The sequence below is a fragment of the Fusobacterium sp. genome, from assembly GCF_029258315.1.
In the GTDB taxonomy this organism is placed as follows: Bacteria; Fusobacteriota; Fusobacteriia; order Fusobacteriales; family Fusobacteriaceae; genus Fusobacterium_B.
This window is the reverse complement of record NZ_JARHZE010000010.1, coordinates 1-26065: the sequence shown is the minus strand read 5'-3', so window position 1 is coordinate 26065 and position 26065 is coordinate 1. Positions and strand designations below refer to the sequence as shown.

The 26065-nt window shown below is 28.1% G+C and carries 21 protein-coding genes, 1 tRNA gene and 1 rRNA gene; 3 read left to right on the top strand and 20 right to left on the bottom strand.

Translation table 11 applies throughout. The features are described 5' to 3' along the window. From Q1J48_RS01005 to Q1J48_RS00950, 12 genes are all read right to left on the bottom strand, one after another. Positions 1–96: GTP-binding protein (locus Q1J48_RS01005; RefSeq protein ID WP_300331545.1), on the bottom strand; the 96-nt coding region annotated here is incomplete at its 3' end. A 102-nt stretch (positions 97–198) separates the two neighbouring features. Next, complete coding sequence (gene fusA / locus Q1J48_RS01000) at positions 199–2274, bottom strand: elongation factor G (RefSeq protein WP_300331544.1); 2076 nt, start codon at positions 2272–2274, stop codon at positions 199–201. A gap of 43 nt (positions 2275–2317) precedes the next feature. Beyond that, entirely contained in the window at positions 2318–2788 is a 471-nt protein-coding gene (gene rpsG, locus Q1J48_RS00995) for a 30S ribosomal protein S7 (RefSeq protein ID WP_300331543.1), read from the bottom strand. Positions 2789–2814: 26 nt separating this feature from the next. Further along, a complete protein-coding gene (rpsL, locus tag Q1J48_RS00990; protein ID WP_300331540.1) occupies positions 2815–3183 on the bottom strand; it encodes a 30S ribosomal protein S12 in 369 nt (122 codons plus the stop codon). 131 nt (positions 3184–3314) lie between these two features. Further along, positions 3315–5225, bottom strand: coding sequence for an ABC-F family ATP-binding cassette domain-containing protein (locus Q1J48_RS00985; RefSeq protein WP_300360627.1), 1911 nt, complete (start codon positions 5223–5225; stop codon positions 3315–3317). 284 nt (positions 5226–5509) lie between these two features. Beyond that, positions 5510–6772, bottom strand: coding sequence for a Glu/Leu/Phe/Val family dehydrogenase (locus Q1J48_RS00980; RefSeq protein WP_300360626.1), 1263 nt, complete (start codon positions 6770–6772; stop codon positions 5510–5512). A 70-nt stretch (positions 6773–6842) separates the two neighbouring features. Further along, positions 6843–7841, bottom strand: coding sequence for a 2-hydroxyacid dehydrogenase (locus tag Q1J48_RS00975; RefSeq protein WP_300331534.1), 999 nt, complete (start codon positions 7839–7841; stop codon positions 6843–6845). Between the two features lie 411 nt (positions 7842–8252). Further along, a complete protein-coding gene (locus Q1J48_RS00970) occupies positions 8253–9209 on the bottom strand; it encodes a DNA polymerase III delta subunit-related protein (RefSeq protein WP_300360625.1) in 957 nt (318 codons plus the stop codon). Positions 9210–9219: 10 nt separating this feature from the next. Continuing rightward, positions 9220–9591 carry a Mini-ribonuclease 3 gene (locus Q1J48_RS00965; protein ID WP_300331528.1) on the bottom strand — a complete coding sequence of 124 codons (372 nt, stop codon included), beginning with the start codon at positions 9589–9591 and terminating at the stop codon, positions 9220–9222. After that, positions 9579–11003 (bottom strand): cysteine--tRNA ligase, encoded by a 1425-nt coding sequence (gene cysS / locus Q1J48_RS00960; RefSeq protein ID WP_300360624.1) that lies wholly within the window; start codon positions 11001–11003, stop codon positions 9579–9581. The genes Q1J48_RS00965 and cysS overlap by 13 nt, the downstream gene beginning before the upstream one ends. 1 nt (position 11004) lies before the next feature. Further along, a complete protein-coding gene (gene ispD, locus Q1J48_RS00955; RefSeq protein ID WP_300360623.1) occupies positions 11005–11706 on the bottom strand; it encodes a 2-C-methyl-D-erythritol 4-phosphate cytidylyltransferase in 702 nt (233 codons plus the stop codon). After that, a complete protein-coding gene (locus Q1J48_RS00950) occupies positions 11682–14021 on the bottom strand; it encodes an endonuclease MutS2 (RefSeq protein ID WP_300360622.1) in 2340 nt (779 codons plus the stop codon). Before Q1J48_RS00950 ends, ispD begins: the two co-directional genes overlap by 25 nt. Before the next feature lie 176 nt (positions 14022–14197). Between Q1J48_RS00950 and rpmB the strand changes: the two genes are divergently transcribed. Both rpmB and Q1J48_RS00940 read left to right on the top strand, forming a co-directional pair. After that, on the top strand, positions 14198–14455 hold the full coding sequence (rpmB, locus tag Q1J48_RS00945) for a 50S ribosomal protein L28 (protein ID WP_300331516.1): 258 nt from the start codon (positions 14198–14200) through the stop codon (positions 14453–14455). A 578-nt stretch (positions 14456–15033) separates the two neighbouring features. Beyond that, positions 15034–15276, top strand: coding sequence for a TIGR03905 family TSCPD domain-containing protein (locus tag Q1J48_RS00940; protein WP_300331513.1), 243 nt, complete (start codon positions 15034–15036; stop codon positions 15274–15276). A gap of 45 nt (positions 15277–15321) precedes the next feature. Here the strand turns inward: Q1J48_RS00940 and Q1J48_RS00935 are convergent, their stop codons facing one another. The 6 genes from Q1J48_RS00935 to Q1J48_RS00910 form a co-directional block, all read right to left on the bottom strand. Then, entirely contained in the window at positions 15322–16878 is a 1557-nt protein-coding gene (locus Q1J48_RS00935; RefSeq protein ID WP_300360621.1) for an AbgT family transporter, read from the bottom strand. Positions 16879–17002: 124 nt separating this feature from the next. After that, positions 17003–18244, bottom strand: coding sequence for a dicarboxylate/amino acid:cation symporter (locus tag Q1J48_RS00930; protein WP_300331508.1), 1242 nt, complete (start codon positions 18242–18244; stop codon positions 17003–17005). Positions 18245–18480: 236 nt separating this feature from the next. Then, on the bottom strand, positions 18481–18852 hold the full coding sequence (locus tag Q1J48_RS00925; protein WP_300331506.1) for a bactofilin family protein: 372 nt from the start codon (positions 18850–18852) through the stop codon (positions 18481–18483). A gap of 12 nt (positions 18853–18864) precedes the next feature. Further along, entirely contained in the window at positions 18865–20634 is a 1770-nt protein-coding gene (locus Q1J48_RS00920) for a sigma 54-interacting transcriptional regulator (RefSeq protein ID WP_300360620.1), read from the bottom strand. 7 nt (positions 20635–20641) lie between these two features. Then, positions 20642–21877: an RNA polymerase factor sigma-54 gene (gene rpoN, locus Q1J48_RS00915; RefSeq protein WP_300360619.1), complete on the bottom strand. Its 1236-nt coding sequence runs from the start codon at positions 21875–21877 to the stop codon at positions 20642–20644. Between the two features lie 24 nt (positions 21878–21901). Further along, the gene (locus Q1J48_RS00910; RefSeq protein WP_300331498.1) at positions 21902–23131 is read right to left on the bottom strand and encodes a LysM peptidoglycan-binding domain-containing protein; all 1230 of its coding nucleotides are present in this window, start codon (positions 23129–23131) and stop codon (positions 21902–21904) included. A gap of 118 nt (positions 23132–23249) precedes the next feature. Between Q1J48_RS00910 and Q1J48_RS00905 the strand changes: the two genes are divergently transcribed. Continuing rightward, on the top strand, positions 23250–25586 hold the full coding sequence (locus tag Q1J48_RS00905) for a patatin-like phospholipase family protein (RefSeq protein ID WP_300360618.1): 2337 nt from the start codon (positions 23250–23252) through the stop codon (positions 25584–25586). 233 nt (positions 25587–25819) lie between these two features. Here Q1J48_RS00905 and Q1J48_RS00900 read toward each other — a convergent pair. Both Q1J48_RS00900 and rrf read right to left on the bottom strand, forming a co-directional pair. Further along, positions 25820–25895 (bottom strand) — tRNA-Asn (locus Q1J48_RS00900). 9 nt (positions 25896–25904) lie between these two features. Continuing rightward, a 5S ribosomal RNA gene (rrf, locus tag Q1J48_RS00895) occupies positions 25905–26021 on the bottom strand. Between the last annotated feature and the right edge of the window lie 44 nt (positions 26022–26065).

Sequence of the window (26065 nt, the reverse complement as noted above, 5' to 3'; positions counted from 1 at the left end):
TATTGCTGCTGTTGTAGTAGTTTTTCCATGGTCAACGTGTCCTATTGTACCAATGTTTACATGGGGTTTGCTTCTGTCAAATTTTTCTTTTGCCATTTTGTCCTCCTAATAATATTTTCATTTTTTTTGTTTTTTATTTTTTATATTTGCAACTCTAAGGGTTTTCCCTTAGAGTTTAAATAAAGCTTAAATTATTTATTATCTTCCTCTAGATGCTTTTATTTCATCTTGGATATTTCTTGGAACTTGTACATAGCTTTCAAATTCCATTGAGTAGTTAGCTCTTCCTTGAGATTTAGATCTTAAGTCAGTTGCATAACCAAACATTTCTGATAAAGGTACTTTAGCGTCAATGATCTTAGCACCATTTCTGTCTGTCATACCTCCAACCATTCCTCTTCTAGAGTTGATATCTCCTATGATATCTCCCATATACTCTTCTGGAGTAGTTACTTCTACTTTGAATACTGGTTCTAGAATAACTGGTTTACATTTTTCAGCACCTTGTTTCATTGCCATTGATCCAGCAATTTTGAATGCCATTTCTGATGAGTCAACCTCGTGGAATGATCCATCATAAAGAGTTACTTTAACTCCAACTAAAGGATATCCAGCTACAACTCCGTTTTCAAGAGCTTCTCTACATCCTTTTTCTACAGCAGGGATATATTCTCTAGGAATTGCTCCTCCTGTAATTTCGTTAACAAATTCGAAATCTTTTCCTTCTAAAGGTTCGATTCTTAATTTAACGTGTCCGTATTGTCCTTTACCTCCTGATTGTTTAGCATATTTAACTTCTTGCTCAACACCAGCAGTTATTGTTTCTCTGTAAGCAACTTGTGGTTTTCCAACAGTTGATTCTACTTTAAATTCTCTTCTCATTCTGTCAACAATGATATCTAGGTGAAGTTCTCCCATTCCAGATATGATTGTTTGTCCAGTTTCTTCATCAGTTTTAACTCTGAATGTAGGGTCTTCCTCAGCAAGTTTTGCAAGAGCGATTCCCATTTTTTCTTGGTCAGCTTTTGTTTTTGGTTCAACAGCTACTGATATAACTGGATCTGGGAATTCCATTTTCTCAAGAATTACAGGGTTTGTTTCAGAACAAAGAGTATCTCCAGTTGTTGTATCTTTTAATCCAACTACTGCTGCGATATCTCCACAGTAGATAACATCTTTCTCTTCTCTTTTGTTAGCGTGCATTTGAAGAAGTCTTCCCATTCTTTCTTTCTTACCTTTAGTTGAGTTAAGAACATAAGATCCTTTTTCAATCATTCCAGTATAAACTCTAAAGAATGTTAATCTTCCAACAAATGGGTCAGTCATTACTTTAAATGCTAAAGCTGCAAATGGAGCTTCGTCACTTATAGGTAATTCAACTTGGTTATCTTCATTTTTGTATTCATGTCCTTTAATAACACCTTTTTGAGTTGGTGCAGGCATGTATGCAGTGATTGCATCTAGTAATGGTTGGATTCCTTTGTTTTTGAAAGCAGTTCCACAAAGTACAGGGATTATCATATTTCCGATAGTTCCAGCTCTTAAAGCAGCTCTGATTTCATCGTTAGAAACTTCTTCTCCACCAAGGTATTTTTCCATTAATTCATCATCACATTCAACGATAGATTCGATCATAGCTTCTCTCATTTCTTCTGCTTGATCAGCGTATTCAGCTCTGATTTCTCTTTCTTCAATGTTTTGACCTTTATCATCTAAGTAAATGATCTCTTTCATTTCTATAAGATCGATTATTCCTTCAAAAGCATCTTCTGCTCCGATAGGTAATTGAATAGCTACTGGATTTGCTCCTAATTTTTCTTTAATGTCGTTAACACACATTTCGAAGTTAGCTCCGATTCTGTCCATTTTATTAAAGAATGCCATTCTTGGTACTTGATATTTATCAGCTTGTCTCCATACAGTTTCTGATTGAGGTTGAACCCCGTCAACTGCAGAGAATACTGCTACAGCACCATCTAGAACTCTAAGAGATCTTTCAACCTCAACAGTAAAGTCCACGTGTCCTGGTGTGTCTATTATATTTATTCTATGATTTTTCCAGAAACATGTTGTTGCAGCAGAAGTGATAGTTATACCTCTTTCTTGCTCTTGTTCCATCCAGTCCATTGTTGCTGTACCGTCGTGAGTTTCTCCTATATTGTGGTTAACACCTGTATAGTAAAGAATTCTCTCAGTAGTAGTAGTTTTACCAGCGTCAATGTGAGCCATTATACCAATGTTTCTAGTCATTTCTAATGAAACTTGTCTAGCCATCTAGTTTATTCCTCCTAAATTAAATTACGCTAAAATACAAAAATTAATATTTATAGTGTGCAAATGCTCTGTTAGCTTCTGCCATTCTATAAGTATCTTCTTTTTTCTTAACAGTTGCACCTTCGTTATTAGATGCTGCGATTAATTCTGCTGCTAATTTTTCAACCATACCATATTCTTTTCTTTCTCTAGTATAAGTTTTTAACCATCTTAAAGCTAGAGTTTGTTGTCTTTCAAGTCTTACTTCTGTAGGAACTTGGTATGTAGCTCCTCCGATTCTTCTTGATCTTACTTCGATTTGAGGTTTAATGTTTTCCATAGCTTGTTTGAAAACGTCGTACCCCTCTTTACCAGTTTTTTCTTTTATTAAATCCATAGCTGAATAGAATATTGCTTCAGATAAAGATTTTTTTCCATCTACCATTAATGCATTTATAGTTTTAGTAACTACCTTATCGTTATATCTAGAATCAGGTAATACATCTCTTTTAACTGCTGCTCTTCTTCTTGACATTTAAACTGTGTCACCTCCTTAAATTATTACGCTTTTTTCATTCCATATTTAGATCTTGATTGTTTTCTGTTATTAACACCAGCTGTATCTAGTGCTCCTCTGATTATTTTGTATCTAACCCCTGGTAAGTCTTTAGTTCTTCCACCTCTTATAAGTGCGATTGAGTGTTCTTGTAAGTTGTGTCCTTCTCCTGGGATATAGCAAGTAACTTCAAGTCCGTTTGTTAATTTTACTCTGGCAACCTTTCTTAAAGCTGAGTTTGGTTTCTTAGGTGTAGTTGTATATACTCTTACACAAACTCCTCTTCTTTGTGGGTTTCCTTGTAATGCTGGAGATTTACTATTTTCTTCTAATGTTTGTCTCCCCTTTTTAACTAATTGATTTAGAGTAGGCATTTTACCCTCCTTCCGATTTAAATTTTTTTATATTTTTAATTTTATTATATAACTTAAATATTATAACCTTTTTTAGAGAAAAAGTCAATTTAATTATATAGCACAAAGTATTGTATCATATTTTTTAAAAATTACAAAGCTTTTTTTAAATTTTTTAATTCATTTTCTATATCTTCCCATTTTTCCATAGCTAAAAGTATCTCTTCATCTATATTTTCCATTTTTTCTTGTATTTCCAATAATTTTTCTAAATTATTTTCTTTCCCAGCTATATTATATTCTTCTTCAAGATTAGACTTCTTTTCCTCTAATCTTTCTATTAATTTTTCTGTTTCTTTATATTTTTTTTCAAGAGAAGAAATCCTATTTTTCATTTTTTTCTGTTCTTCATAGTCTATCATTCCCTTGTTTTCTTTTTCTTCTACTACTTTATTTTTCTTTGCACAATATTCTGTATAATTTCCATGAAATTTTTCTGCTCCATCTTCTGTAACTTCATAGATTGTATTAACTATCCCCTCTAAGAAATATCTATCATGAGATACTATTAAAATAGTTCCCTGATAACCCTCCAAAGCTTCTTCTAAAACCTCTCTCGAATATATATCTAAATGGTTTGTCGGCTCGTCAAGTACTAAAAAATTAGCTTTCTTTAATATTAGTTTCATCAAAGTAACTCTGGCTTTTTCTCCGCCACTTAAAGAACCTATTGTCTTAAAGACATCCTCTTCTGGAAATAAAAATCCTCCTGCAAGTCTTCTTACATCCTCTTCACTCATTGGATAATTAAACATAAATTCATTTAAAATACTTGCTTTTTCATCAAGTCCTTTATGATTTTGATCATAATAACCAATTGTTACTTTTTCTCCTATTGTTACAGTTCCACTATCAGCTTTTTCTGTTCCATTTATTATTTTTAAAAGAGTTGATTTTCCAACACCATTTTTTCCAATTATTCCAACTCTTTCTCCCCTAAATATTTCTAGATTTAAATTTTGAAATATTTTTTTCCCTTCATAAGATTTTGAAAGTTTTTCTATTTTTAAAACTCTATCTATACTAGGTTTTTCAATGTCAAATTTCAATTTCATCTTTCTAACATTTACTACTGGATTTTCCATTTTCTCCATTCTATTTAGTAAACTTTCTCTTCCTCTAGCTTGTTTTGATTTTATTCCAGCCTTATATCTTCTGATATACTCTTCCATTTGTTTTATTTTTTCTTGCTCTTTTTCAAAAGCTTTCATAGCCCCTGACAAATAAATCTCTTTTTGAATGGTATATTCAGTAAAGTTTCCTTTATAAGTTTTTAATGTATGTCCCTCTATTTCAAATATTCTTCCAACAACATTATCTAAAAAATACCTATCATGAGAAACAACCATTACTGCTTTATTATAATCTTTTAAAAACTTTTCTAACCATTCTATTGCTATTAAATCCAAATGGTTTGTTGGCTCGTCAAGTATCAGTAATTCTGGCTCTTCTAATAAAATTTTACCAAGAGCAACTCTTGATTTTTGCCCTCCTGATAAATCTCCTATCTTTTGTTTCCATAAATCTTCTGGTATACTCAATCCATTTAAAATTTGTTTTACCTTATATTCTATTGAATATCCCTCTTCTTGTTCATAACGAGTAGTTACTAAAGCTAACTCCTCCATTATTTTATCAAAATTTTCTGGTTCTAAATTTATTCTAAAACTAAGCTCTTGAATTTTTTTATAATCCTCTAAAACTTTTCCAAAAACGAGCATCAATTCGTCAAAAACATTATTTTCATAGTTAAGATTAATATTCTGTGATAAATAACCTATTCTTAAATTTCCTTTTTTGCTTATAGTTCCTCTTTGGTTTGTACTAGGATCAACATCATTTTCCTCTTCTTCTAATATCATTTTTATAAGAGTAGTTTTTCCAGCACCATTTACTCCTATAACTCCTATCTTATCTTTTTCATCAATTGAAAAAGATATATTTTTAAAAAGTGTTTCTCCCGAAAAACTTTTATATAAATTATCAACATGTAATAATGCCATAGCTTATTCTCCTAAAATATTTTTTATTCAGAATTATTATATCATAAATTATAATTTTTTTTAATTCACTTTTAATTTTATTAAATTATCATTAATTTATATTTGTATAATAATTTAAATAAAAAACTATATAAAAAAGTTGAATAATACAAAAAGTACTACTCAACTCTCTTTTTTATTGTTAATTTTTTATAAAAATCAATTCTATTTTCTTCTCTAAAAAATGAGTTGGAACAAAGTTCCAACTCTCATATTTCTTAATTATTGGTTATTACCTTTAAGAATTAGTACCATCCTCTTAATTTCATTGCAGTTGCAACTTTTTTAACAGAGTGCATGTAAGCAGATTCTCTCATTGTAACATTGTATTCTTCTTTAATTTTCCATAGAGCTTCAAAAGCGTCAACCATTGCGATATCTTCTTTTTCTTCTACTTCTTTTTCTCCCCAATAGTATCCATATAGGTTTTGTACCCATTCGAAGTAAGAAACTGTAACTCCACCAGCATTTGTTAAGATGTCTGGAGTAACTACTATTCCTTTAGCATTTAATACTTCGTCTCCTGCTGGAGTTATTGGTCCGTTAGCTGCTTCACAAACTAATTTAGCTTTTATTAATTTAGCTTGTTCTGCATCAATTGCTTTTTCAAGAGCTGCTGGAACGATAACGTCAACATCTGCTCCCCAGAACTCATCAATTGTTATAGCTTTTGATCCAGGGAAGTTTAATAAGTTTCCGTTTGCTTGTTTGTAATCCCACATAGCTTGGAAATCTAATCCTTCTTCACTGTATATTGCGTATGGTCCTACTTCTTTACACCATTCGCACATTGCAACTACTTTTCCACCTAATTTTTGAATATTTTTAACTGTGAAAGCTCCAACGTTTCCGAATCCTTGAACAGCTATTTTAGCAGTTTTCATATCGATTCCCATTTTTTTAGTTGCTTCTCTAACTGTTACAGCAACTCCATATCCTGTTGCTTCGTTTCTTCCTTTAGATCCTCCGAAGTCAACTGGTTTTCCTGTTAAAGTTCCAATAGCTGAATGTCCAACTAATTTATTGTATTCGTCTACCATCCAAGCCATGATTTGTCCGTTAGTATTTACGTCTGGAGCTGGAACGTCAACTTTTTCTCCTATTAATTTATATATTCCGTCTATATATCCTCTTGATAATCTTTCTAATTCACCTTTAGATAATTCAGAAGGGTCAACGATGATTCCTCCTTTACCTCCACCATAAGGTATTCCTGTTACTGAACATTTAAAAGTCATCCATATTGATAGAGCTTTAACTTCTTCTAAAGATACGTTAGGATGGAATCTGATTCCTCCTTTTGTAGGTCCAACTGCGTCATTGTGTTGAGATCTGAATCCTTTGAATATTCTTATTGATCCATCATCCATTTTAACTGGGATGTTAACTTCTAATACTCTTTGTGGTTCTTTTAATAATTCGTAAACATTTGGTTCCATTCCTAATTTGTCACAAGCATTTTTAACTTGAGCTTGAGCCATTTCAAAAACGTTTAATTCTTTTGCCATTTTTTTACCTCCGTGATTAATTGAGTGATATATATTTTCTTTTTATTAAAAACTTTTTTATTTTACAAAACTATTTTATTTTGTTTTTACAATCTCCAGTTTCTTCATATTCTTTTAAGTTTAAGAAACTTGTTTCTATCATATTAATTACAGCTTCATCTGTATAAGATCCCATATGAGGAGATACTAATACTCTTGGATACATATTTACTAATTTATTTACCATTGGATCAGCAATGTCTCCACCTTTGAAATCTTTGAAGAATACTGTTGTTTCATTTTCTAAAACGTCTATTCCAAGTCCAGCTAAATGTCCACTTTCAAGAGCTTCTACTAATGCAGGTATATCTTGAAGTTCTCCTCTAGCAGCATTAATTAATATAGCTCCTTCTTTCATTTTAGCTAAAAATTCTTTTGTAACAACTTTTCCATTTGCAGGAATGTATGGACAGTGAAGACATACTATATCACTTTTAGCTAATAATTCATCAAGTTCAACTTGAGTAACTATATCTTCTACTCCTGTTTTAGGGAATAAATCTTGTCCTAAAACATTTGCTCCTAGTCCTTTAAATAATTTAGCTGTTGTCATTCCGATTCTTCCTAATCCAACAACTCCAACTGTACAATTTCTAACTTCTCTAGAGAACATCTCTGCATCTATTGTGAAGTCTTTTTTTACTCCAGTTTTATATGTAGTATAAGCCATATGTCTTAATAACATCATAGCTTGTGTAACTGCAAGTTCTGATATAGCATTTGGAGAATAGAATGGAACAAAAGCCATTTTAAACCCTAATTCTTTTGCATAAGGAACATCTATGTGGTTAGTTCCTACTGTTCTTGTTAATAAATATTTAATTCCATACTCTTTATATAAATCTAAATTTTCTTTGTTAGCAAAACAGTTTGCTCTTAACACAACGCAATCAAATCCTTTTGCAAGTTCTGCTGTTTCTCTAGAGTTTAAAAAACTTCCAGTACAAGTAACATCAAGGTTATACTTCTCTGCCAATCTTTCAAAGAATGGTTTTTCTACATCTCTAACACCATAACAAAGTACTTTCATTTAAATTCCTCCTAATATATTTTTAAAGCACTAAAAAACATTTGTATACTATTTTTATATTTAATGTTCTATTTATTTATATTTATGTTTCACTTCTCTATGCTTATATTTGGATTATACATCTTTTTATTAATAAAAGCAAGTTTTTTTTTTTTAGATTTTTCATTTAAAAACTGTTTGTATTAGAACTTTAAGTATTGTTTTAAGTCATTTTTTTAATTTTTTTTGAAATAATTCAAAAAAAATATGTATTTCATTTATTTAATAAATAATATTGGAATTTTACATTATAAACTTCTATTTTTTAATTATTAATTTTTAAAAATTTTTATCTAATTTTTTTAAATTAGATAAGTAATAATAAATTATTTTTTATTAATAATTAAAAAATGAGAGAAATTTCTTCTCTCATTATAATTCTGATATTAATACTCTGAACATCAATTTTAAACTGATGTTTGATCCCATTTTATTTTTTATTTTCATTATCTTTTCAAGTTTATTAAAATCTTTTATAAAATGACATAAATAATCACAGATTTCCATAGCTGTAATTTTATCATTTTCACATGAAAAGCTTATCTTTTCTCCTAATGAAATCCTTTCAGCTATATCTATATACTCTATATTCTTATAAAGATTTATTAACCCTTTATAAAATTTAATTTTATTTTCTATAAGTCCCTTCTCTATTTCGGAATCTTTATTTTCTAAAAGTTCTTTTTTTAACTTAATATAATTCTGTATAGGTTCCTCTATATTTTCATAAGGATAAGCTTCTTCTATATCTAAATCGTACTTTTTATATTCTTCTATGTCTTTTCCCTTTCCAAGAAAAAACTTGTACTCTCTAAGAGTTATTCCAAAATCTTCAGGACTTCTATTTTTTATTTTTACTATTGTAGCTCTTGATTTTATTGTTGGCAATAGATTTAAATTTTTTGAAAGTAAAATAAAAAAGTTTCCTTCCTCTGGTTCTTCTATCATTTTTAATAAAGCATTTGCTGATTCTTTTTTTAATTTTTCACAATCCTTTATTATAAAAACTCTATTTCCCCCTTCATAAGTTGCACTTGAAGCTATTCTTCCTATTTCTCTTATACTTTCTACCTTAACTCCATTTTCATCTTCAATTATTTCTAAATCTCCATGAGTTAAAGTATTTACTCTTAGACAACTTTCACATCTATCGCAAAAATCAAACTCCTCATTTTTACAATTTAAAGCTTTCATAAAGGATAAAGCAAATTTCATTAAAAGCTCCTTATCCTCTCCATAAAATATATATGTTCCCTCTTTTTTCCCATTTTTTAATTCATTTATTAAAAAACTTTTTGCTTCTTCATTTGAAACTATATCTTTAAACATATTCTCTTCCTTATTCTATATTAGATTCTATTATTTTTTTTATTTCATCTAATTTCTCATCTATATATAAAGCAGCTATATATGCTTCAAATCCAGTAGCATTTCTATACTCCATAACTGTACAAGTCTGAGGAAATGATTTTATATTTCCATTCTTTGCTTTTCTCACTACTTCTTGATATTTTTCATCTATATCAGGAAAAATTTTATTTAATATTTCACTTTGTGCTTTAGCATTTACATACTTAACAACTTTATTATTAAGATTTCTAAGATTGTAACCTTTTTTTATAAAATGTTCTCTCACATTAACTTCCCAGACAGAATCTCCTAAATATGCAAGAACAAGTCCATTTGTCTCCTTTAAATTTATAGAGACCATGTTGTTTTATCCTTTCCATCTTTTATTTTTATTCCCATTTCTCCTAATCTATCTCTAATCTCATCTGATAAAGCCCAGTTCTTATCTGCTCTAGCTTTTCTTCTCAATTCTAATAAAAATTCTACCAAGTCAGATGTAAGGTTTCCTATATTTTCTTGAGATTTTAATAACACTCCAAAAACATTTTCCATTATATTTTCTATATATTTTTCAGCCATTTCAAGAGCTTTTATTCCTTCTTCAGAAACTTTTTCTATCTCTGTAAACTTATTTATCTCTTTTATTAATTCAAATATAACTCCAATTCCTTGAGCTGTATTAAAATCTTCATCCATAGCTTGAACAAATCTCTCTTCTGTTTCCCTTAGTATTTCTTTTAAACCTTCTAAGTTATCTCCATCAGCAACTACTCCTGATTTTATTTTTTCTCTTAGTCTTTCAACAGCATTATCTATTCTTTCAAGTCCTGATTTTGCTTGTTCCAATTCATTATTAGAAAAATCTATTGGTTTTCTATAATGAGCTCCTAAAACAAAGAATCTTATTACTCTTCCTTCAAAATGCTCTAACACATCTCTTAATAAGAAGAAGTTCCCTAAAGATTTTGACATTTTTTCACCATTTATATTGATATAACCATTATGCATCCAATATCTAGCATATTCTTGATTTGAGCTACATCTTGATTGAGCTATCTCATTTTCGTGATGTGGGAATATTAAATCTTGTCCTCCACCATGAATATCAAAAACGTCTCCTAATAGTTTACTAGACATTGCTGAACACTCTATATGCCAACCTGGTCTACCTTTTCCCCAAGGTGAATCCCAACTAGGTTCTCCTGGTTTTGCATTTTTCCAAAGAGCAAAATCAAGAGGTGATTTTTTTATATCATTTATCTCTATTCTTGCTCCAGCTTTTAGATTTCCTATATCTTGGTGAGAAAGGCAACCATAACCATCTTTATTTTTTTCTACTTCAAAATATACATCTCCATCAGCTTCATAAGCATAACCTTTAGCTATAAGACTTTTTATTATCTCTTGCATCTCTTCTATATATTCAGTAGCTCTAGGTCTTATCATTCCCTCTTCTTTAAGATTTACTTTTTTTGTATCTTCAAAATAAGCCTCTATATATTTTCTAGCTATTTCTTTTGAAGTTACCCCCTCTTCATTAGCTCTTTTTATTATTTTATCATCTACATCTGTAAAGTTTTGAACATATTTTACTTTATATCCTCTATACTCAAAATATCTTCTTACTGTATCAAATACTATTGCAGGACGAGCATTACCCACATGAATATAGTTATATACTGTTGGTCCACAAACATACATAGACACTTCATTTTCTTTTATTGGTATAAACTCTTCTACTTTTCTTGTCATAGTATTGTATATCTTTATCATACTATTTTTCCTCCTCTAAAAATTTTATATCCTCTATAGTTGTTATTTTTATATTTTCATAATCTCCCTCTACTAGTTTTACTTTTCCAAAATATCTCTCCACTAGAGAAGAATCATCTGTCCCTATAAATTCCTCTTCCTTTGCTTTTTCATAAGCTTCAATAAGAATCTCTCCTCTAAATACTTGAGGAGTTTGGGCTAAATATAGAGTCGATCTTTTAGGAGTTGAAACTATCATACCTTTTTCATCAATAACTTTAATAGTATCTTTTACTGGCATTCCTACTACAACCCCATTTATCTCACTATTATTTAAAAGCTCTCTATAAGTTTCTTCTATATATCTCTCTTTAAAAAATGGTCTCACTCCGTCTTGAACAGCAATAATAGAATTTTTATCACAATATTTAAGAGCGTTATATATTGATTCCTGTCTTTCGTTTCCACCAGAAACAATATTAGAAACTTTTTTTATTTGAAATTTTTCACAAAGACCTCTTACCTCTTCTATAAGTTCCTCTTTTGTTACTACTATAATATCTTTTACAATATTTGAATTTTCAGCAACTTCTAATATATTTACAAAAAGTGGTTTTCCTTTGTATTGAAGAAACTGTTTTGGATAAGGAAGGCCCATTCTTTTTCCTATTCCTGCAGCAGCCACTATCAGTGTATATTTTATTTCAATGTTACCACTGTACAACCTACACCACCTTCTCCTTGACCACCAAATCTAAAGTCTTTTACATATCTACACTCTTTTAGATATTCAACTATTCCTTTTCTTAAAGCCCCAGTTCCATTTCCTGTTACAACTTGTATCTCTTTATAACCTGTAAGAACTGCCTTATCCATATAAGATTCTAATTCATAGATAGCTTCCTCTACCATCTTTCCTCTTAAATCTATTTTTGAGCTTACTCTACTACTTTTTGAAGATGTAGCTTGAGTATAAGTTTTTTCTTTTTTCTCTGTTATTTTCTTTATATCATCTAAAGAAACTTCTAGTTTTAAGATACCAGCTTGTATAAGAGCTGTTTCTTTTCCTTTATTTATTTTTAATATATCAGCATATTGTTTTAAAGAGTTTACTAAAACTTTTTCTCCCTCTTTAAACTCTATTTTTCTAGCTACTTTTGGTTTTTGTTCTACATTTTCATCTTTTTCTTTTCCTAGATTAGTTCTAAGCATATTAAGACTTTTTTGTACACTCTTAGCATCATCTTTTTTAGTTTCTTCTGACTGAAGTTTCTTAACAAGAGCAGCAGCTTTATTTTGCATATCTTTCATCATTTGATCTGCTTTTTCATATGCTTCTTTTAAAATATTATTTTTTTCTACTTCTAATTTTCTTAATTTTTCTTCGTATTCTATCTGTTCTCTTTTTACTTTTTCTTTAAGTGATTCAACTTCAGCTCTCATGATTTCTAATTCATCAGATTTTTCTTTTATATTAGTAATCATTTTTTCTACTTTTTTATTTTCATCACTTATATATGATTTTGCTTTTTCAATTACCTCTTCTGATACACCTAATCTTCTAGCTATTGTTAAAGCATTACTTTCTCCAGGAATTCCTATAAGTAATCTATATGTTGGAGATAAAGTATCAGAATTAAATTCCATTGATGCTGTTTCTATCTCTTCTTCATTATATCCATAAGCTTTTACTTCACTGTAATGTGTAGTTATCATAGATTTTACTTTTCTATCTTTTAAATAATCTATAACAGCCATTGCAAAAGCTGATCCTTCTACTGGATCTGTTCCTGATCCTAATTCATCTAATAGAACTAAAGAATTTTTTGTTACAGAAGTTAAGATACTTTGAACATTTTTTAGATGTCCTGAGAAAGATGAAAGAGATTGTTCTATACTTTGTTCATCTCCAATATCAGCATAAACTCCTGAGAAAAATCCTATACTTGATTTTTCATCTGCTGGAATAGGTATTCCTGCTAAAGCCATAACTGTTAAAAGACCTGCAACCTTTAAAGCAACTGTTTTTCCTCCAGTGTTTGGTCCTGTTATTAATAAAGTATTATATTTTTTTCCGATTTCGAAAGTAAGAGGAACAACCTTATCTCTATCAATAAATGGATGCCTACCTGAAACAATACTTAATTGTTCTCTTTGGTTTATTTCTGGAATATTACATTGGTAGTCATTTGAAAATCTTGTTTTTCCACAAAGAAGATCAAGCTCAAGAACTGATTCTCCAATCTTAGTAACATCATCTATATTAACTCTAATCTGATCTGTTATTCTAAGAAGTATTTTTCTTATCTCTTCTCTTTCACGAGCCTCAAGTTCTCTCATTTTATTATTTAAAGAAACAACTCCCAATGGCTCTATAAATACAGTTTGACCACTTGAAGATCTATCGTGTTCTATCCCTTTTATAACACCTTTGAAATCAGCTTTCACTGGGATAACATTTCTTCCATCACGATTTGTAACTATCTTTTCTTGGATAGCTCTTGAAAGAGTATCATCTGAAAACATCTCATCAAATTTTCTCTTTATATTAGCCGAAAGTAATCTTTTTTGAAGTCTTATATCTCTTAGATCAAGTGATGCTTCATCTTGAATATTTTTTTCAGCATCAATAGTTTTATTAATTATATCTTCTATAAATTTTAAAGTTGGAACTTGAGAAAATCTTGTTTTTAAATTTTTATATTTATCAAGTTCATCTAATTTATTTTTAAATAATCTAAAAATTCTTAAACTTTGGTTAATATCATATAACTCTTCAGGCTCAAAAAACATCCCTATTAATTCACATTTTTTTAAAGTTTCTAATATATCTTTTAAGTTGAATATCTCTATTCCACCATCATATTTAGAAAAATCTATAAAATCTCTTAAAATTTCAAACTCTTTTTTTAAAGAGTTTATTTCTGTATATATTTTTAAATTTTCTATCTTATCCCTGTTTGATTTTGTTATCATATATTGTGCTAAAACACTTTTTAACTTATCAAACTCCAATACATTATAGTTATGATTATTCACATTATCACCTTTTTAAAATTTCTATGGATTTTCATAATATTATATCACAAAATTCTTATATTTTTTTAACTTTTTCTAAAATATGTAATTTTTTTCTCATTGTTTTCAAAAAATTATTGATTTATTTCTAAGTTAATGATATAATAATATGCAAATTATTTTTTAGGGGGTGCACTATGCAAAGATGTGAAATCACTGGTAAAGGACTTACATTTGGACATCAAATTTCTCACTCTCACAGATTAACTAACAGAGTTTGGAAACCAAATCTTCAACCAGCAACAATAATAATAAACGGAAAACCTCTTAGAGTTAAAGTTTGTACTAAAGTTTTAAAAACTTTAAAATCTGCAAATGAAGTTGAAGTTATGCAAATATTAAAAGCTAACGCTAACACTCTAAGCCCAAGAATTGTTAAAGCATTAAACAAATAATAACAAATTCATAGGTAAATATAAAAAAAGACAGCATTTTATGACTAGTCTTTTTTTATTACTTTTTTTTATTTAAAAAAAGATGGGAATTTAAATTCCCATCTTTTTTACTAAAAACCAAAAACTATTTTAGCTAAGAAAAAAGCTATTAATCCTAATAATATTATGATTATTTTAGAAGTTAAATTATTCATAATTCCCTCCTTGTTTTTAATTTTTATTTCTATTAATTTTTTTATTCTAAAGATCCTTTTATTAAATTATTAATCTACTATTTTTCCATAATAATTACTTTTCTAAGACAAATAAATTATATCATAAAATAAGTATAAAAAAAAAGAATGTTTTTATATATCTATTTAAATGAAAATACTTCACTATATGTTACTTTACAAAAAATAAAAAAAGAATGAAATAACTCATTCTTTTTTTATTTTTTGGGGAAATTTATTATATATTATGCATTTTTATTAACTACACTCTTATGACGAGAAGTCATAAAAAAAAGTTTATTTTTTTTAAGATTTTTTTTGGAAAATATAGTATAATATTTAGTGATTATATTTTAGGAGGTTTTTATGAAAAGTTTTACTACAACTGGAGTTTGTTCTAGAGAAATTCTTTTAGATGTTGATGATAATGGAATCGTTCAAAATATTGAATTTCTTGGAGGGTGTGACGGAAATACCCACGGACTTGAGAACCTTATAAAAGGTTTACCAAAAGATATAGTTATCCAAAAATTAAAAGGAATAACTTGTGGAAAAAGACCTACTTCTTGTCCAGATCAACTTGCTAAAATTTTAGAAGAAAATTTCTAATAAAAATAAAAAGGTGTTGAAATTATTCAACACCTTTTTTCTTATCTATACTCCTAAATAATGAATAGGACCACCTATTCCAAGTGGTATATTAAATGCAAACCAAATAACTAAAAGTATCATCCATCCTATTAAAAAAGCTATTGAGTATGGTAACATTAAAGACACCATAGTTCCCATTCCACTTTTCTTATCATATTTTTGGGCAAAAGCTACAACCAATGGGAAAAAAGGCATTAAAGGAGCTATTACATTTGTACTAGAATCTCCCACTCTATAAGCTGCTTGAGTCAACTCTGGAGAAAATCCTATCCTCATAAACATTGGTACAAATATAGGAGCCATAATAGCCCATTTTGCTGAATCAACAGCTATAAATATATTTATAATAGCAGTCATAACTATAAAAGTAAATATTAAAGGAATCCCTACAAATCCTGTTTCCTTTAAAAAATTAGCCCCTTTGACTGATAAAATAATTCCTAAATTAGAATAGTTAAAAAAAACTACAAATTGAGCAGCAAAAAATATTAATATCATAAATCCAGAAAGATTATTTATTGAACTAACCATTAAATTAATAATATCTTTATCTGATTTTATAGTTTTTGCCCCTATTCCATAAAAAATTCCTGGAATCATAAAAAATAATGACATTAAAAAAACTATCCCATCCATAAATGGAGAACGAAGTAATTCTCCTGTAACTGGATTTCTAAGTAAAGCATCTTTTGGAAAAATTAAAAATCCTACTATAATAAAAAATATTATCAAACTAATAACAGCAAATTTCATTCCTCTTTTTTCATCTAACGAAATATCATCAACCTCTATTTTTTCTTCTGGAATATATTTTCCCAGTCTTGGTTCTATTATTTTTTCTGTAACAAGAGTTCCTATAAAAGTAATAAGAAAAGTTGAGGCAACCATAAAAAACCAGTTTCCAGTTGGTAAAACAGTGTAATTTGGATCTAGCATTCTTGCAGCCTCTGTTGACATTCCTGCAAAAACTGGATCATTTGTTCCTATTAATAGGTTAGCACTCCATCCTCCAGAAACTCCTGCAAAAGTTGCAGCTAATCCTGCTATCGGATGTCTTCCAAAACTCATAAATAATATTGCCCCCAATGGAACAAGTACCACATATCCAGTAGAAGATGCTACATTGGATATTATTCCTAAAAATATTATGGTAGCTGTCACAGCTTTTTTAGGAGTTATTGCCACTATTTTTTTTAAAACAGCTGACATAAACCCACTTCCATCAGCAACTCCAACTCCCATTATTATTGTAAACACCGTTCCCAAAGCAATAAAATTAGTAAAGTTTTTTATTACTGAAGTATACATAAATCTTATACTATCTGATGAAAGAAGATTAATTGCTTCAGTTTCTTTTTTCACCAATGATTTTGTAAATATATCATAGGTTTCATAAGATACTTTTACTCCCATTTTAGCTGTAATATATGATATTACCATTAATATTATTGTAAATAAAATAAACATCGTAGTTGGATGAGGCAGGCCATTTCCTACTTTTTCAACCACATCCAAAGTTCTTAAAACCAAACTTTTTTTTGTTTCTTGTTTTCTTAACATTTTTCCTCCTAAAGAATTTATAATTTAATAATAAACGTAATAAATTTTCTATAAAAATAAATCAAATAAAAAAACTGTAAACAAAAAATTTTGTTTACAGTTCAATAATCCATATTTTGTTACTTTACTTCAGTTGTTCCCCTTCTGTTTTGGCTATTACCATGGTACAAACTGCGTCTCCTGTAACATTTATCATTGTTCTAAACATATCAACAAATCTATCTATTCCCATTACAAGACCGATTCCTTCTAAAGGTAATCCTACTTGTACTAAAACCATTCCAAGCATTATAACTCCTACTCCAGGAACTCCTGCTGTTCCAATTGACGCTAGTGTAGCTGTTAATATTATAGAAACATAATGAGCCAATGTTAAATCTTTTCCATAAATCTGTGCTATAAATATTGTAGCTATTCCTTGCATTACTGCTGTTCCGTCCATATTTATTGTATTTCCTAAAGGTATAGTAAATGATGATATTGTTTTCGATATTCCAAATGTTTCTTGAACTGTCTTTAATGAAGATGGTAGACAAGCACTACTTGAGGCAGTTGAAAATCCAACCATCATTGTTGGAGCAAATCCTTTAAAAAATTTTATAGGATTATATCTTCCTAATAATATTAATATTCCTTGATAAGTGATTAAACAATGTAACATTAAAATTATTACTACACCCATAAAATATTTAAATAATGGTATCAATGCAACATATCCTAATGTTGTAAATGTTTTTGCTATAAGTCCATATACTCCAAATGGAGCTAATTTCATAATAAGCTCTACTAATTTTAAACTAACTGCATTTCCCTCTTCAAAAAGTTTTTTAATATTACTAGCTTTTTCTCCCAATAATGATAAAGCCACACCTAGCAATATCGCAAAAACTATTATTTGTAACATATTTCCTGTTGCCAATGCTTCAATAGGATTTAACGGTATCATATCCAATAAAATTTCAACAAATGGCTTCGTTTCTGGAGTACTTACTGCTACTTGAGATAGATCTTGAAGATTTACTCCTTTACCTGGATTTATTATATTTCCTCCAACCAAAGCTAAAACTACTGCAAAAGCTGTCGTTGTTAAATAAAAAGCTAGAGTTTTTATTCCTATTCTCCCCAGCTTAGTTACATCTTCTATCCCAGCAGATCCCATTACCAATGAACAAAGAACCAAAGGTACTACAACCATTCTGATAGCTCTTACAAATCCATTTCCTAAAAAAGCAAATATAAAATTTAATAAATATTTATCTACAAAAATATTTTCTTTCATTGGATGAAGTGACAATCCTGTTATTACTCCAAGTATCAATGCTATAAAAATTTTTGTTGTTAAACTAACTTTTTTTCTCTCTCCCATATAACATCCTCCACACCTAAAATTTTTTTATTGTTAGACATTATATCAAATTACACTTTTTTTTCAATAATTTTTTAATATTTTTTATTTTTTTTGATTCTAATACTACTTTATAATCATTACAAACTGTTTTCAAACACATAATTTATTTAATATATTTTTTATAAAATAATTATTTATTTTTTTTATAATATTAAAAGGATCTATTTATCAAAAAAACAAATAGATCCTTTCTTTTATTTTGCTATTTTTTTCTGTTCTTTTTTCATTAAACTACTACCTTCAAATATTACTCCCTCTTCTATCGAAAGTTTTTCGCTAATAATTTTTCCTCGAATTTTTCCTTTATTTATAAATTCCATCTCTTCAGCTTCTGCACTTCCTTCTAAGTATCCGCTTATAATTACTCTTTTAGCTTTTATATTTCCTATAACTTTTCCCTGTTCTCCAATAGTTATAAGGGTAGAAGACTCCACATCTCCCTCTATTTTTCCATCAATGTATATATTACAATCTAATTTTATATTTCCTTTTATTTGAGTGCTACTTGATATTGTGGTTATTATCCCATCTGTTATAGTAGAACTCTTACTTTTAAAAAATGACATTTTTATCTCCTCTTATTTCTCTATATTAAATTTTTTCAATTTCCTATATAAAGTAGTTAATCCTATATTCATTTTTTCACAAATTATTTTTTTACCTTCTGTTGAGTTTCCATATTTTTTTAAACCTTTTATTATATAAGTCTTTTCTATCTCTTCAAATTCATCAGATAAAATTTCAAAACTTTCTTTATTTATTTCATCTAAAATAACATTTTTATTTTTTGGCTGTAAAATATTTTCAGGTAACATAGATAAATCTATTTTTTCAGAATCTCCACAAGTATTCATTACTAACTCTATAACATTTTCTAATTCTCTAACATTCCCAGGCCAGTCATAATTTATCAAAACTTCCATTGCTTTATCATCAATATCCATAGATTTTTTTTCTGAAATTAAACTATATTTTTCTATTAATTTTTTTACAATAGGTTTTATATCCTCTTTTCTTTCTCTCAAAGGGCAAGTCTGAATAGGAATAACGTTTAATCTATAAAATAAGTCTTCTCTAAATTTTTTCTCTCTTATTTTTTGTTTTAAGTCAGCGTTTGTTGCAGCTATTATTTTTATATCTAAATCTATACTTTTATTTGAACCTATTCTTTCTATTTTTTTCTCTTGAATAACTCTTAAAAGTTTTGATTGTAAATACAAAGGCATATCCCCTATTTCATCAAGGAAAATTACCCCACCATTGGCAAGCTCAAATTTTCCCATATGTCCATTGTTATTTGCCCCTGTGAATGCCCCTTTTACATATCCAAAAAGTTCACTTTCTAATAATGAATCTGGTATAGCAGAACAATTTATAACTACCAAAGGTTTATCTTTTCGATTTCCACAAGAATGTAAAGAACGAGCTATAAGCTCTTTTCCTGTTCCACTCTCCCCTGTTATAAGAACTGTGGAATTTGAATTTGCTATTATTTTTATATAATCTTTAAGAGATTGAATAGACTGAGATGTCCCATGTATATCATCTAAAGTAATTCTATTGTATTGGTTTGATACCTCAACAATATTTTTATTAACCTTTTGTATATCATCAAAAATAAAACCAATTACCTTATTTTTTTTGATAACGTGCATTGGAACTTTTTTTCCAATTACATTGTATTCTTTGTTCCCTATTATAAGTTTAAAAATTTCTTCATTCATTATATAATCATTTTGACTAATTAATATTGCTTTTTTTCCCTCTGGATTAGAAGATAATTTTAATTTTTTTATTCCAATTTGATTTATACTTGTTATTTTATTATTTTCATCAATAAGAATTACCCCTTTAGTAACATTATTTAAAAGATGATTTAATGTTTCCTCTCTTTCTTTTTGAATAAGACTCTCTTTATATTCATTAAACTTCATCCCTATAAATTCTGCTATCTGTTGAGTAAATCTTAAATAAGATTCTTCATCTAAAAGAATTTTATTTTTTTGATCTTCATTAAAACATAAAAGTCCTAGTACTCCTTCAATTTCATTATTACAATAAATCGGAGTAGCTATCTCCAAAGTTTCCTTACAATTTTTTTTATCTAAACATTCAGTGCAAAGATTGTGATTTCTTGGATTTGTTACCACATAAGTTTCTCCAGTTTCTAAAGTTTTTTGGAAAACACTTCCAACAACCCTTTCTCCAACTGTATCTATATATCTACTCGTTCCAGAGACTCTTTTCATATTTTTATCCACGACCCCAACATCAACATTAATAACAGTGGTAATAACTTTTATATATTTTTTTATATGTTCTTCTATTTCAATAAGAGATATATCCATATTCCTCCTAAATCCCCTTTATCCTTCTTTTACTTGTTGGCTTTATCCCTAACTCTTCCCTATATTTTGCAACTGTTCTTCTTGCGATACTAATACCTTTATTTTCTAAATACTCACTTATATACTGATCTGTATATGGTTTTTCTCTATCTTCATTTAAAATAACCTCTTCAATCAAATCACAAATTTCCTCTTTCAAGCCATTTAAAACAAATAAATCTTTTATTCTCAAAATTCCTTTATCTGACAATATATATTTATTTTTTATAGCTCTTGAAATTGTTGATTGATGTAAATTTAAAATCTCAGCTGCCTCTTTAGATGTAAATTTTTTTAATTTCCCATCTTTTTTTGAAAAAAAATCATATTGTTTTTCTAAAATAAGTTCTAAAATATTTTTTAAAGTTTCCCTTCTTTTTTCTATAAAATTTATTAAATTGATGGCTGAGTTATAAAAATTTCTATTTTCTTCATTTTTTATTGATTTTATTTTTATTTTAGGAAGATTTTCTTCCAGTATTGAAACTATATATTTTTCTCCAACTTTTTTTATCTCTGCCTCTGGAATAATAAAATTAATATTATCCCCCATATAAAATCCTCTAGCTGGGATAGGATTTAATTTTCTTATCTCGTCTAAGTATTCTTTTAATTTTTCTTCTGAAATTTTTAATTTTCTACAAATTTCTTTATTTTTTCCTTCTGAAAGTTCTATTAAAAAATATTTAATTAAATTTTCTAAGATCATATCATTTATATTTTTCTTATGTAACTGAATAATTAAACACTCTTCAAGATTAGAAGCACATATCCCAATTGGCTCAAAGTTTTTTACAATTTTTAAAGCTTCTTCTGTATCTTTTAAAGAAAATCCTGTGAAATTTTTTATCTCTTTTTTACTAAGAGGTAAATAACCTCTTTTATCCAAATTATTTATAATATAACTACATAAAAATTTCAAATTTTTAGATAATGAAAGATAACCTAATTGCTCTTCAAGATAATCAATAAGACTTTCCTCTTTATGGGCTAATTCCAAAGGAGAAAAGTCTTCATCATCATTTGAAGATTTTTTATTAAATTTATTTGAAAAATCTACCTCTATTAAAGGATTCAATTCTTTTTCTTTTAAAATAAATTTTTCTAAATCATTTACAGACATCTCTAAAACGTTGAGGGAGAGTTTCATTTCTTGAGTTAAAATCAATTTTAAATCTTGTTTTAAATCCAATGTAAATTCCATCTCTCCCCCTAGTTTATAATAATATTATTTTAATGTATTTATTAATTTTTCAATAGCTGGGTCAACTGGTACATTAACCTTTCCTACTTCTATTGTCTCTTGTGGTATACTTTGTTGATCATTCATTTCAACTGCTATTGAATCGAATTCCTCTTTATCAACTTTTAACTCTTCCACTTTTTCTTCTTTTACTTCAACTTGCTTTTTCTCTAACATTTTATAAGTTTCACCAACTTTTATATTATTTCCTTCTATTGTTGGATTTAATCTTTTTATTTCATCAACTGTTGTACCATATTGTTTTGCTAGAGAATATAAAGTATTTCCCTTTTCAACTTTATAAAATACATCTTCTGTTTCCATCTTTTCAACTTTTTCTACTTTTAAAGTTGTTAAATCACTTGCTTTTATTTTTTCATAAGACATTCTTCCTGCTTGAGAATCATCAGCAAACATATCTATTCTTGTTATTCCTATACTTTCAAAATCTTTATTTTCTCTTACTATATATGTATCATTTATTCTTTCTAATGTATTTCCTCTATTTTCTCCACTACTTATCACAATATCTATTCCTGGAATATCTCTTACCATCTCTGTAATATTCCATTCCTGATTAGGATTACTATCGTCCATAGAAGTTAATGCTATTACAAAATCTATATTATTTCTTTTTATTTGATCTAAAAGTTTTGGTATAACTAAAATAGGTTCTTCTATTTTTATTTCTGTTTTTGTTTTTTCATCCATTTCGTCATATAAAGCTGGAGATACTATTCCTATTATTGCAACTTTTTGTCCATTTATATTTCTTAATATGTATGGTCTTACAAAATTTTCTCCATTTCTATATTTTACATTTGATGCCACTATTCTAAAATTAGAAATTTTTTCTAATTCTTTTATTCTGTCAGCACCATAAACAAAATCTCCCTTACCCAAAGTTGTAGCTTCAAGATTCATTGCATTTAACACTTTTACTACACTTTCTCCTCTAGTTTTATCAGCAAAATTGCTTCCAGAAAAGTTTCCACCAGCATCAAAATAGAAAACATTTCCGTTTCCATATCTCTGCTCTTTATTTTTTATGATTGTAGATAATCTCGAGTAACCTACTCCATTTTCTACCTTTCCATTTATATTATTCGTGTTAACGATGGCCATATTAAAAGTTACAGGACGCTCTGTCTTTGTTTCTTCTACTGCTGTACAACCTACTAATAAAACTGTTAATAAACAAACTAATTTTTTCAAAACAAACAACCTCCTATCATATTTATTATACTTATTATACTATAATTTTCATTTTTTTTCATAAAAAAATTTTCTTTTGTGATATAATCTAAATAATAAATTAGACTGGGAGGCCTCTATGAAAAAAATTATTTCATTTTTTTTGTTATTTATTTTTTGTATTTCCTCTTTTTCTGAAGAAAATGATTATTATGGTCAAGTAAATACAAAGCAGTACAAAATAAATGCTGTTGACCGACACATCGAAGATATTGAAAAAGAAATTAAGAATCTTGAACTTTTAAAAAAGCATATAGCAAAAAATAAATTTGATATAAATAAAAAAAATTCATCTCCAAAAATAGCACTAGTTTTAAGTGGAGGAGGTGCTAAAGGAGCTGGACATGTCGGTGTTTTAAAAGTTTTGGAAAAATACAATGTTCCTATCGATATTATTATTGGTACAAGTGCTGGAAGTATTGTTGGAGCTCTCTATTCAATAGGTTATACCCCTCAAGAAATAGAAGAATTTATGCTCACTCAAGAATTTGAAAAACTTTTTTCAAATTCTCCAGATAGAACTTTAAAAAATATGTCTCAAAAAATTTTAGAAAAAGATGGGACTTTAGGAATATCTATTGATGAAAAAAATAATATTTATTTTCCATTAGGAATAGTTAATGGAGAGCATATTTATTTAAATTTCAAAAAAGCTTTTCAAAGAGCTGAAAATATTAAAAACTTTGATGATTTTCCAATAAAATTTAGAGCTATTGCTACAAATATAAATACTGGAAAAAGTTATTCTGCAAAAGATGGAGATCTTGCAAAAGCTGTCCTTATGAGTATGGCTATTCCTTCTGTTATTAGTCCAATTGATAATAAGGGAGAGTTTTATGTAGATGGAGGAGTTGTTGATAATTTTCCTGTTATTGAAGCTATTAAGGCTGGGGCTGATATAATAATAGGAGTTGATATCAGTGCTAATCCTACTTCTATCAATGAAAAATCAAATATTATAAGTGTTGTTGATAAAGTTGCCTCATATAATGGTTTTAAAAACACATCATTCCAAAAAGAATATGTGGATTTACTTATTACTCCAAAAGTAAAAGATTTTGGAACTCTTGATTTTGAAAATCTTCCTAAAATTATTGAAGAAGGTACCATTGCAGCTGAAAAATTTTCAAAAACTTTAAAAAATTTAAGTAATGAAAAGAAATTTTTAGCTATAAAAGATAGAGGAAAAGAATTAAAAAATTTCTCTTCAAATATTGAACATATAGAATTGATAGGAAATAAATCTTTAACAGGAGTCAGTGTTTTAGATTTAAAACCTAAAAAAGATTCTTTAGATATAGATGATTTAAATCAATGGGCTAAAAAATTATATGCTTTATCTTATATAGATAGAGTATTCTATGAAGTAAATGATGATACAGTTACATTCTCTATAAAAGAAAGTCCAAGATTTAAAATCTATGGTAACCTAAATTATATTTCAAATGATTATGGTATATCTCTAAATTTAAATACAGATTTACCATTTAAAAATTTCCTTGGACAAAATTATTATGTTAATAGTGAAATATCATTTTTTCCAAAAATAGGTTTTGGAAATAGAAGTTATTATAAACTTTTTGGAAAAGATTTTAATACAAACTATACTTTCTCTTATGAATATAATCCTATATTCTTGTATGGAAATGAAAGTGGAAAATTAATTTCTAAATATATAGATAAATCATTCAATGTTAAATATGATTTAAGTACTTCCCTTAGTAATAATCTTTTATTTGGAATTACAGGAAAATATATTTATTCTAAACGTTCTTTTAACTCTGGTTTACCTTATCCTTTTGATGATGATATTGTCAGAGACTATTTGTGGGGAGGAGCATTTATATTACATGATAGTTTAGATTCTATCTCTTTTCCAACAAAAGGAAACTTTACTTATTTAATTGGATTTTCAAATAAAGGTATTTCTAGTGACAGTTTTGATTTTCAAGGATATAGATTTAATTTTTATAATGCCTTTCCTATTGGAGATAAACTTTCTTTAGGAATTTTTATGAATAGTGCAAGTATAATTGAAAATAGTTATGATTATCAATACGAAGGTTTATTTAAAGTAGGTGGATCTAAAAAATTCTCGCTTAATGAACAGGAAATGGATTTTTATGGACTTCATCATTATGGTATATCTACAAGTAAAGCTCTTATTAGTGGCCTTAATTTACAATATAATATCGCTTCTAATCTTTATCTAATAGGAAGATACAATATACTTACTTATGAATCTGATAATTTATTCTATCAAAAAAATAGTTCATTTGGCGATGATTTTTATAATGGATATGGAATTGGACTTGGATGGGATACTTTCTTAGGTCCTTTAGAACTAACTATTACAAATAATATTTTAAATAATAATGATATTTTATTTAATATCTATTTTGGTTATAGTCTTTAACTTTAAATAAAATACAAATAAAAAAGAAGCTATTACAGACTAACTCTTGTTGTCCTATAGCTTCTTTTAATTTTACTAATTTTAACACCTACACTACTCTATATCTTCAAAGGATCATTACCCTTAAACCAATTATATATTAATTTTTTTCTCTTACAAAATTTTAAATTTTTTTTATTTATAATTTCCTTATAAATAAAAAAACAACCTACAAGGTTGCTTAATTTTTTAAATGGCGCTTCTTGCTGGACTCGAACCAGCGACAACACGATTAACAGTCGTGGGCTCTACCAACTGAGCTAAAGAAGCATTTGGTAGAGTTGACAAGTTCCTATCCTCCCAGAGGGCTGCCCCCCAAGTACTTTCAGCGTTTATGAGCTTAACTTCTAGGTTCGGTATGTTACTAGGTGTACCCTCATAGCCTTTCTTGCCAACTTATTTTTAATTGTTTCTTGAACAATCAAAACTACATAGTAATT

Bases quoted from the DNA above. Each gene is read 5' to 3' on its own strand.
- Q1J48_RS00970 (WP_300360625.1), bottom strand. From the start codon at position 9,209: ATGTTTAAAGATATAGTTTCAAATGAAGAAGCAAAAAGTTTTTTAATA.
- fusA (WP_300331544.1), bottom strand. From the start codon at position 2,274: ATGGCTAGACAAGTTTCATTAGAAATGACTAGAAACATTGGTATAATG.
- Q1J48_RS00975 (WP_300331534.1), bottom strand. From the start codon at position 7,841: ATGAAAGTACTTTGTTATGGTGTTAGAGATGTAGAAAAACCATTCTTT.
- Q1J48_RS00965 (WP_300331528.1), bottom strand. From the start codon at position 9,591: ATGGTCTCTATAAATTTAAAGGAGACAAATGGACTTGTTCTTGCATAT.
- Q1J48_RS00905 (WP_300360618.1), top strand. From the start codon at position 23,250: ATGAAAAAAATTATTTCATTTTTTTTGTTATTTATTTTTTGTATTTCC.
- rpsL (WP_300331540.1), bottom strand. From the start codon at position 3,183: ATGCCTACTCTAAATCAATTAGTTAAAAAGGGGAGACAAACATTAGAA.
- Q1J48_RS00920 (WP_300360620.1), bottom strand. From the start codon at position 20,634: ATGGATATATCTCTTATTGAAATAGAAGAACATATAAAAAAATATATA.
- rpoN (WP_300360619.1), bottom strand. From the start codon at position 21,877: ATGGAATTTACATTGGATTTAAAACAAGATTTAAAATTGATTTTAACT.
- Q1J48_RS00985 (WP_300360627.1), bottom strand. From the start codon at position 5,225: ATGGCATTATTACATGTTGATAATTTATATAAAAGTTTTTCGGGAGAA.
- rpsG (WP_300331543.1), bottom strand. From the start codon at position 2,788: ATGTCAAGAAGAAGAGCAGCAGTTAAAAGAGATGTATTACCTGATTCT.
- Q1J48_RS00980 (WP_300360626.1), bottom strand. From the start codon at position 6,772: ATGGCAAAAGAATTAAACGTTTTTGAAATGGCTCAAGCTCAAGTTAAA.
- rpmB (WP_300331516.1), top strand. From the start codon at position 14,198: ATGCAAAGATGTGAAATCACTGGTAAAGGACTTACATTTGGACATCAA.
- Q1J48_RS00940 (WP_300331513.1), top strand. From the start codon at position 15,034: ATGAAAAGTTTTACTACAACTGGAGTTTGTTCTAGAGAAATTCTTTTA.
- Q1J48_RS00935 (WP_300360621.1), bottom strand. From the start codon at position 16,878: ATGTTAAGAAAACAAGAAACAAAAAAAAGTTTGGTTTTAAGAACTTTG.
- Q1J48_RS00925 (WP_300331506.1), bottom strand. From the start codon at position 18,852: ATGTCATTTTTTAAAAGTAAGAGTTCTACTATAACAGATGGGATAATA.
- cysS (WP_300360624.1), bottom strand. From the start codon at position 11,003: ATGATAAAGATATACAATACTATGACAAGAAAAGTAGAAGAGTTTATA.
- Q1J48_RS00930 (WP_300331508.1), bottom strand. From the start codon at position 18,244: ATGGGAGAGAGAAAAAAAGTTAGTTTAACAACAAAAATTTTTATAGCA.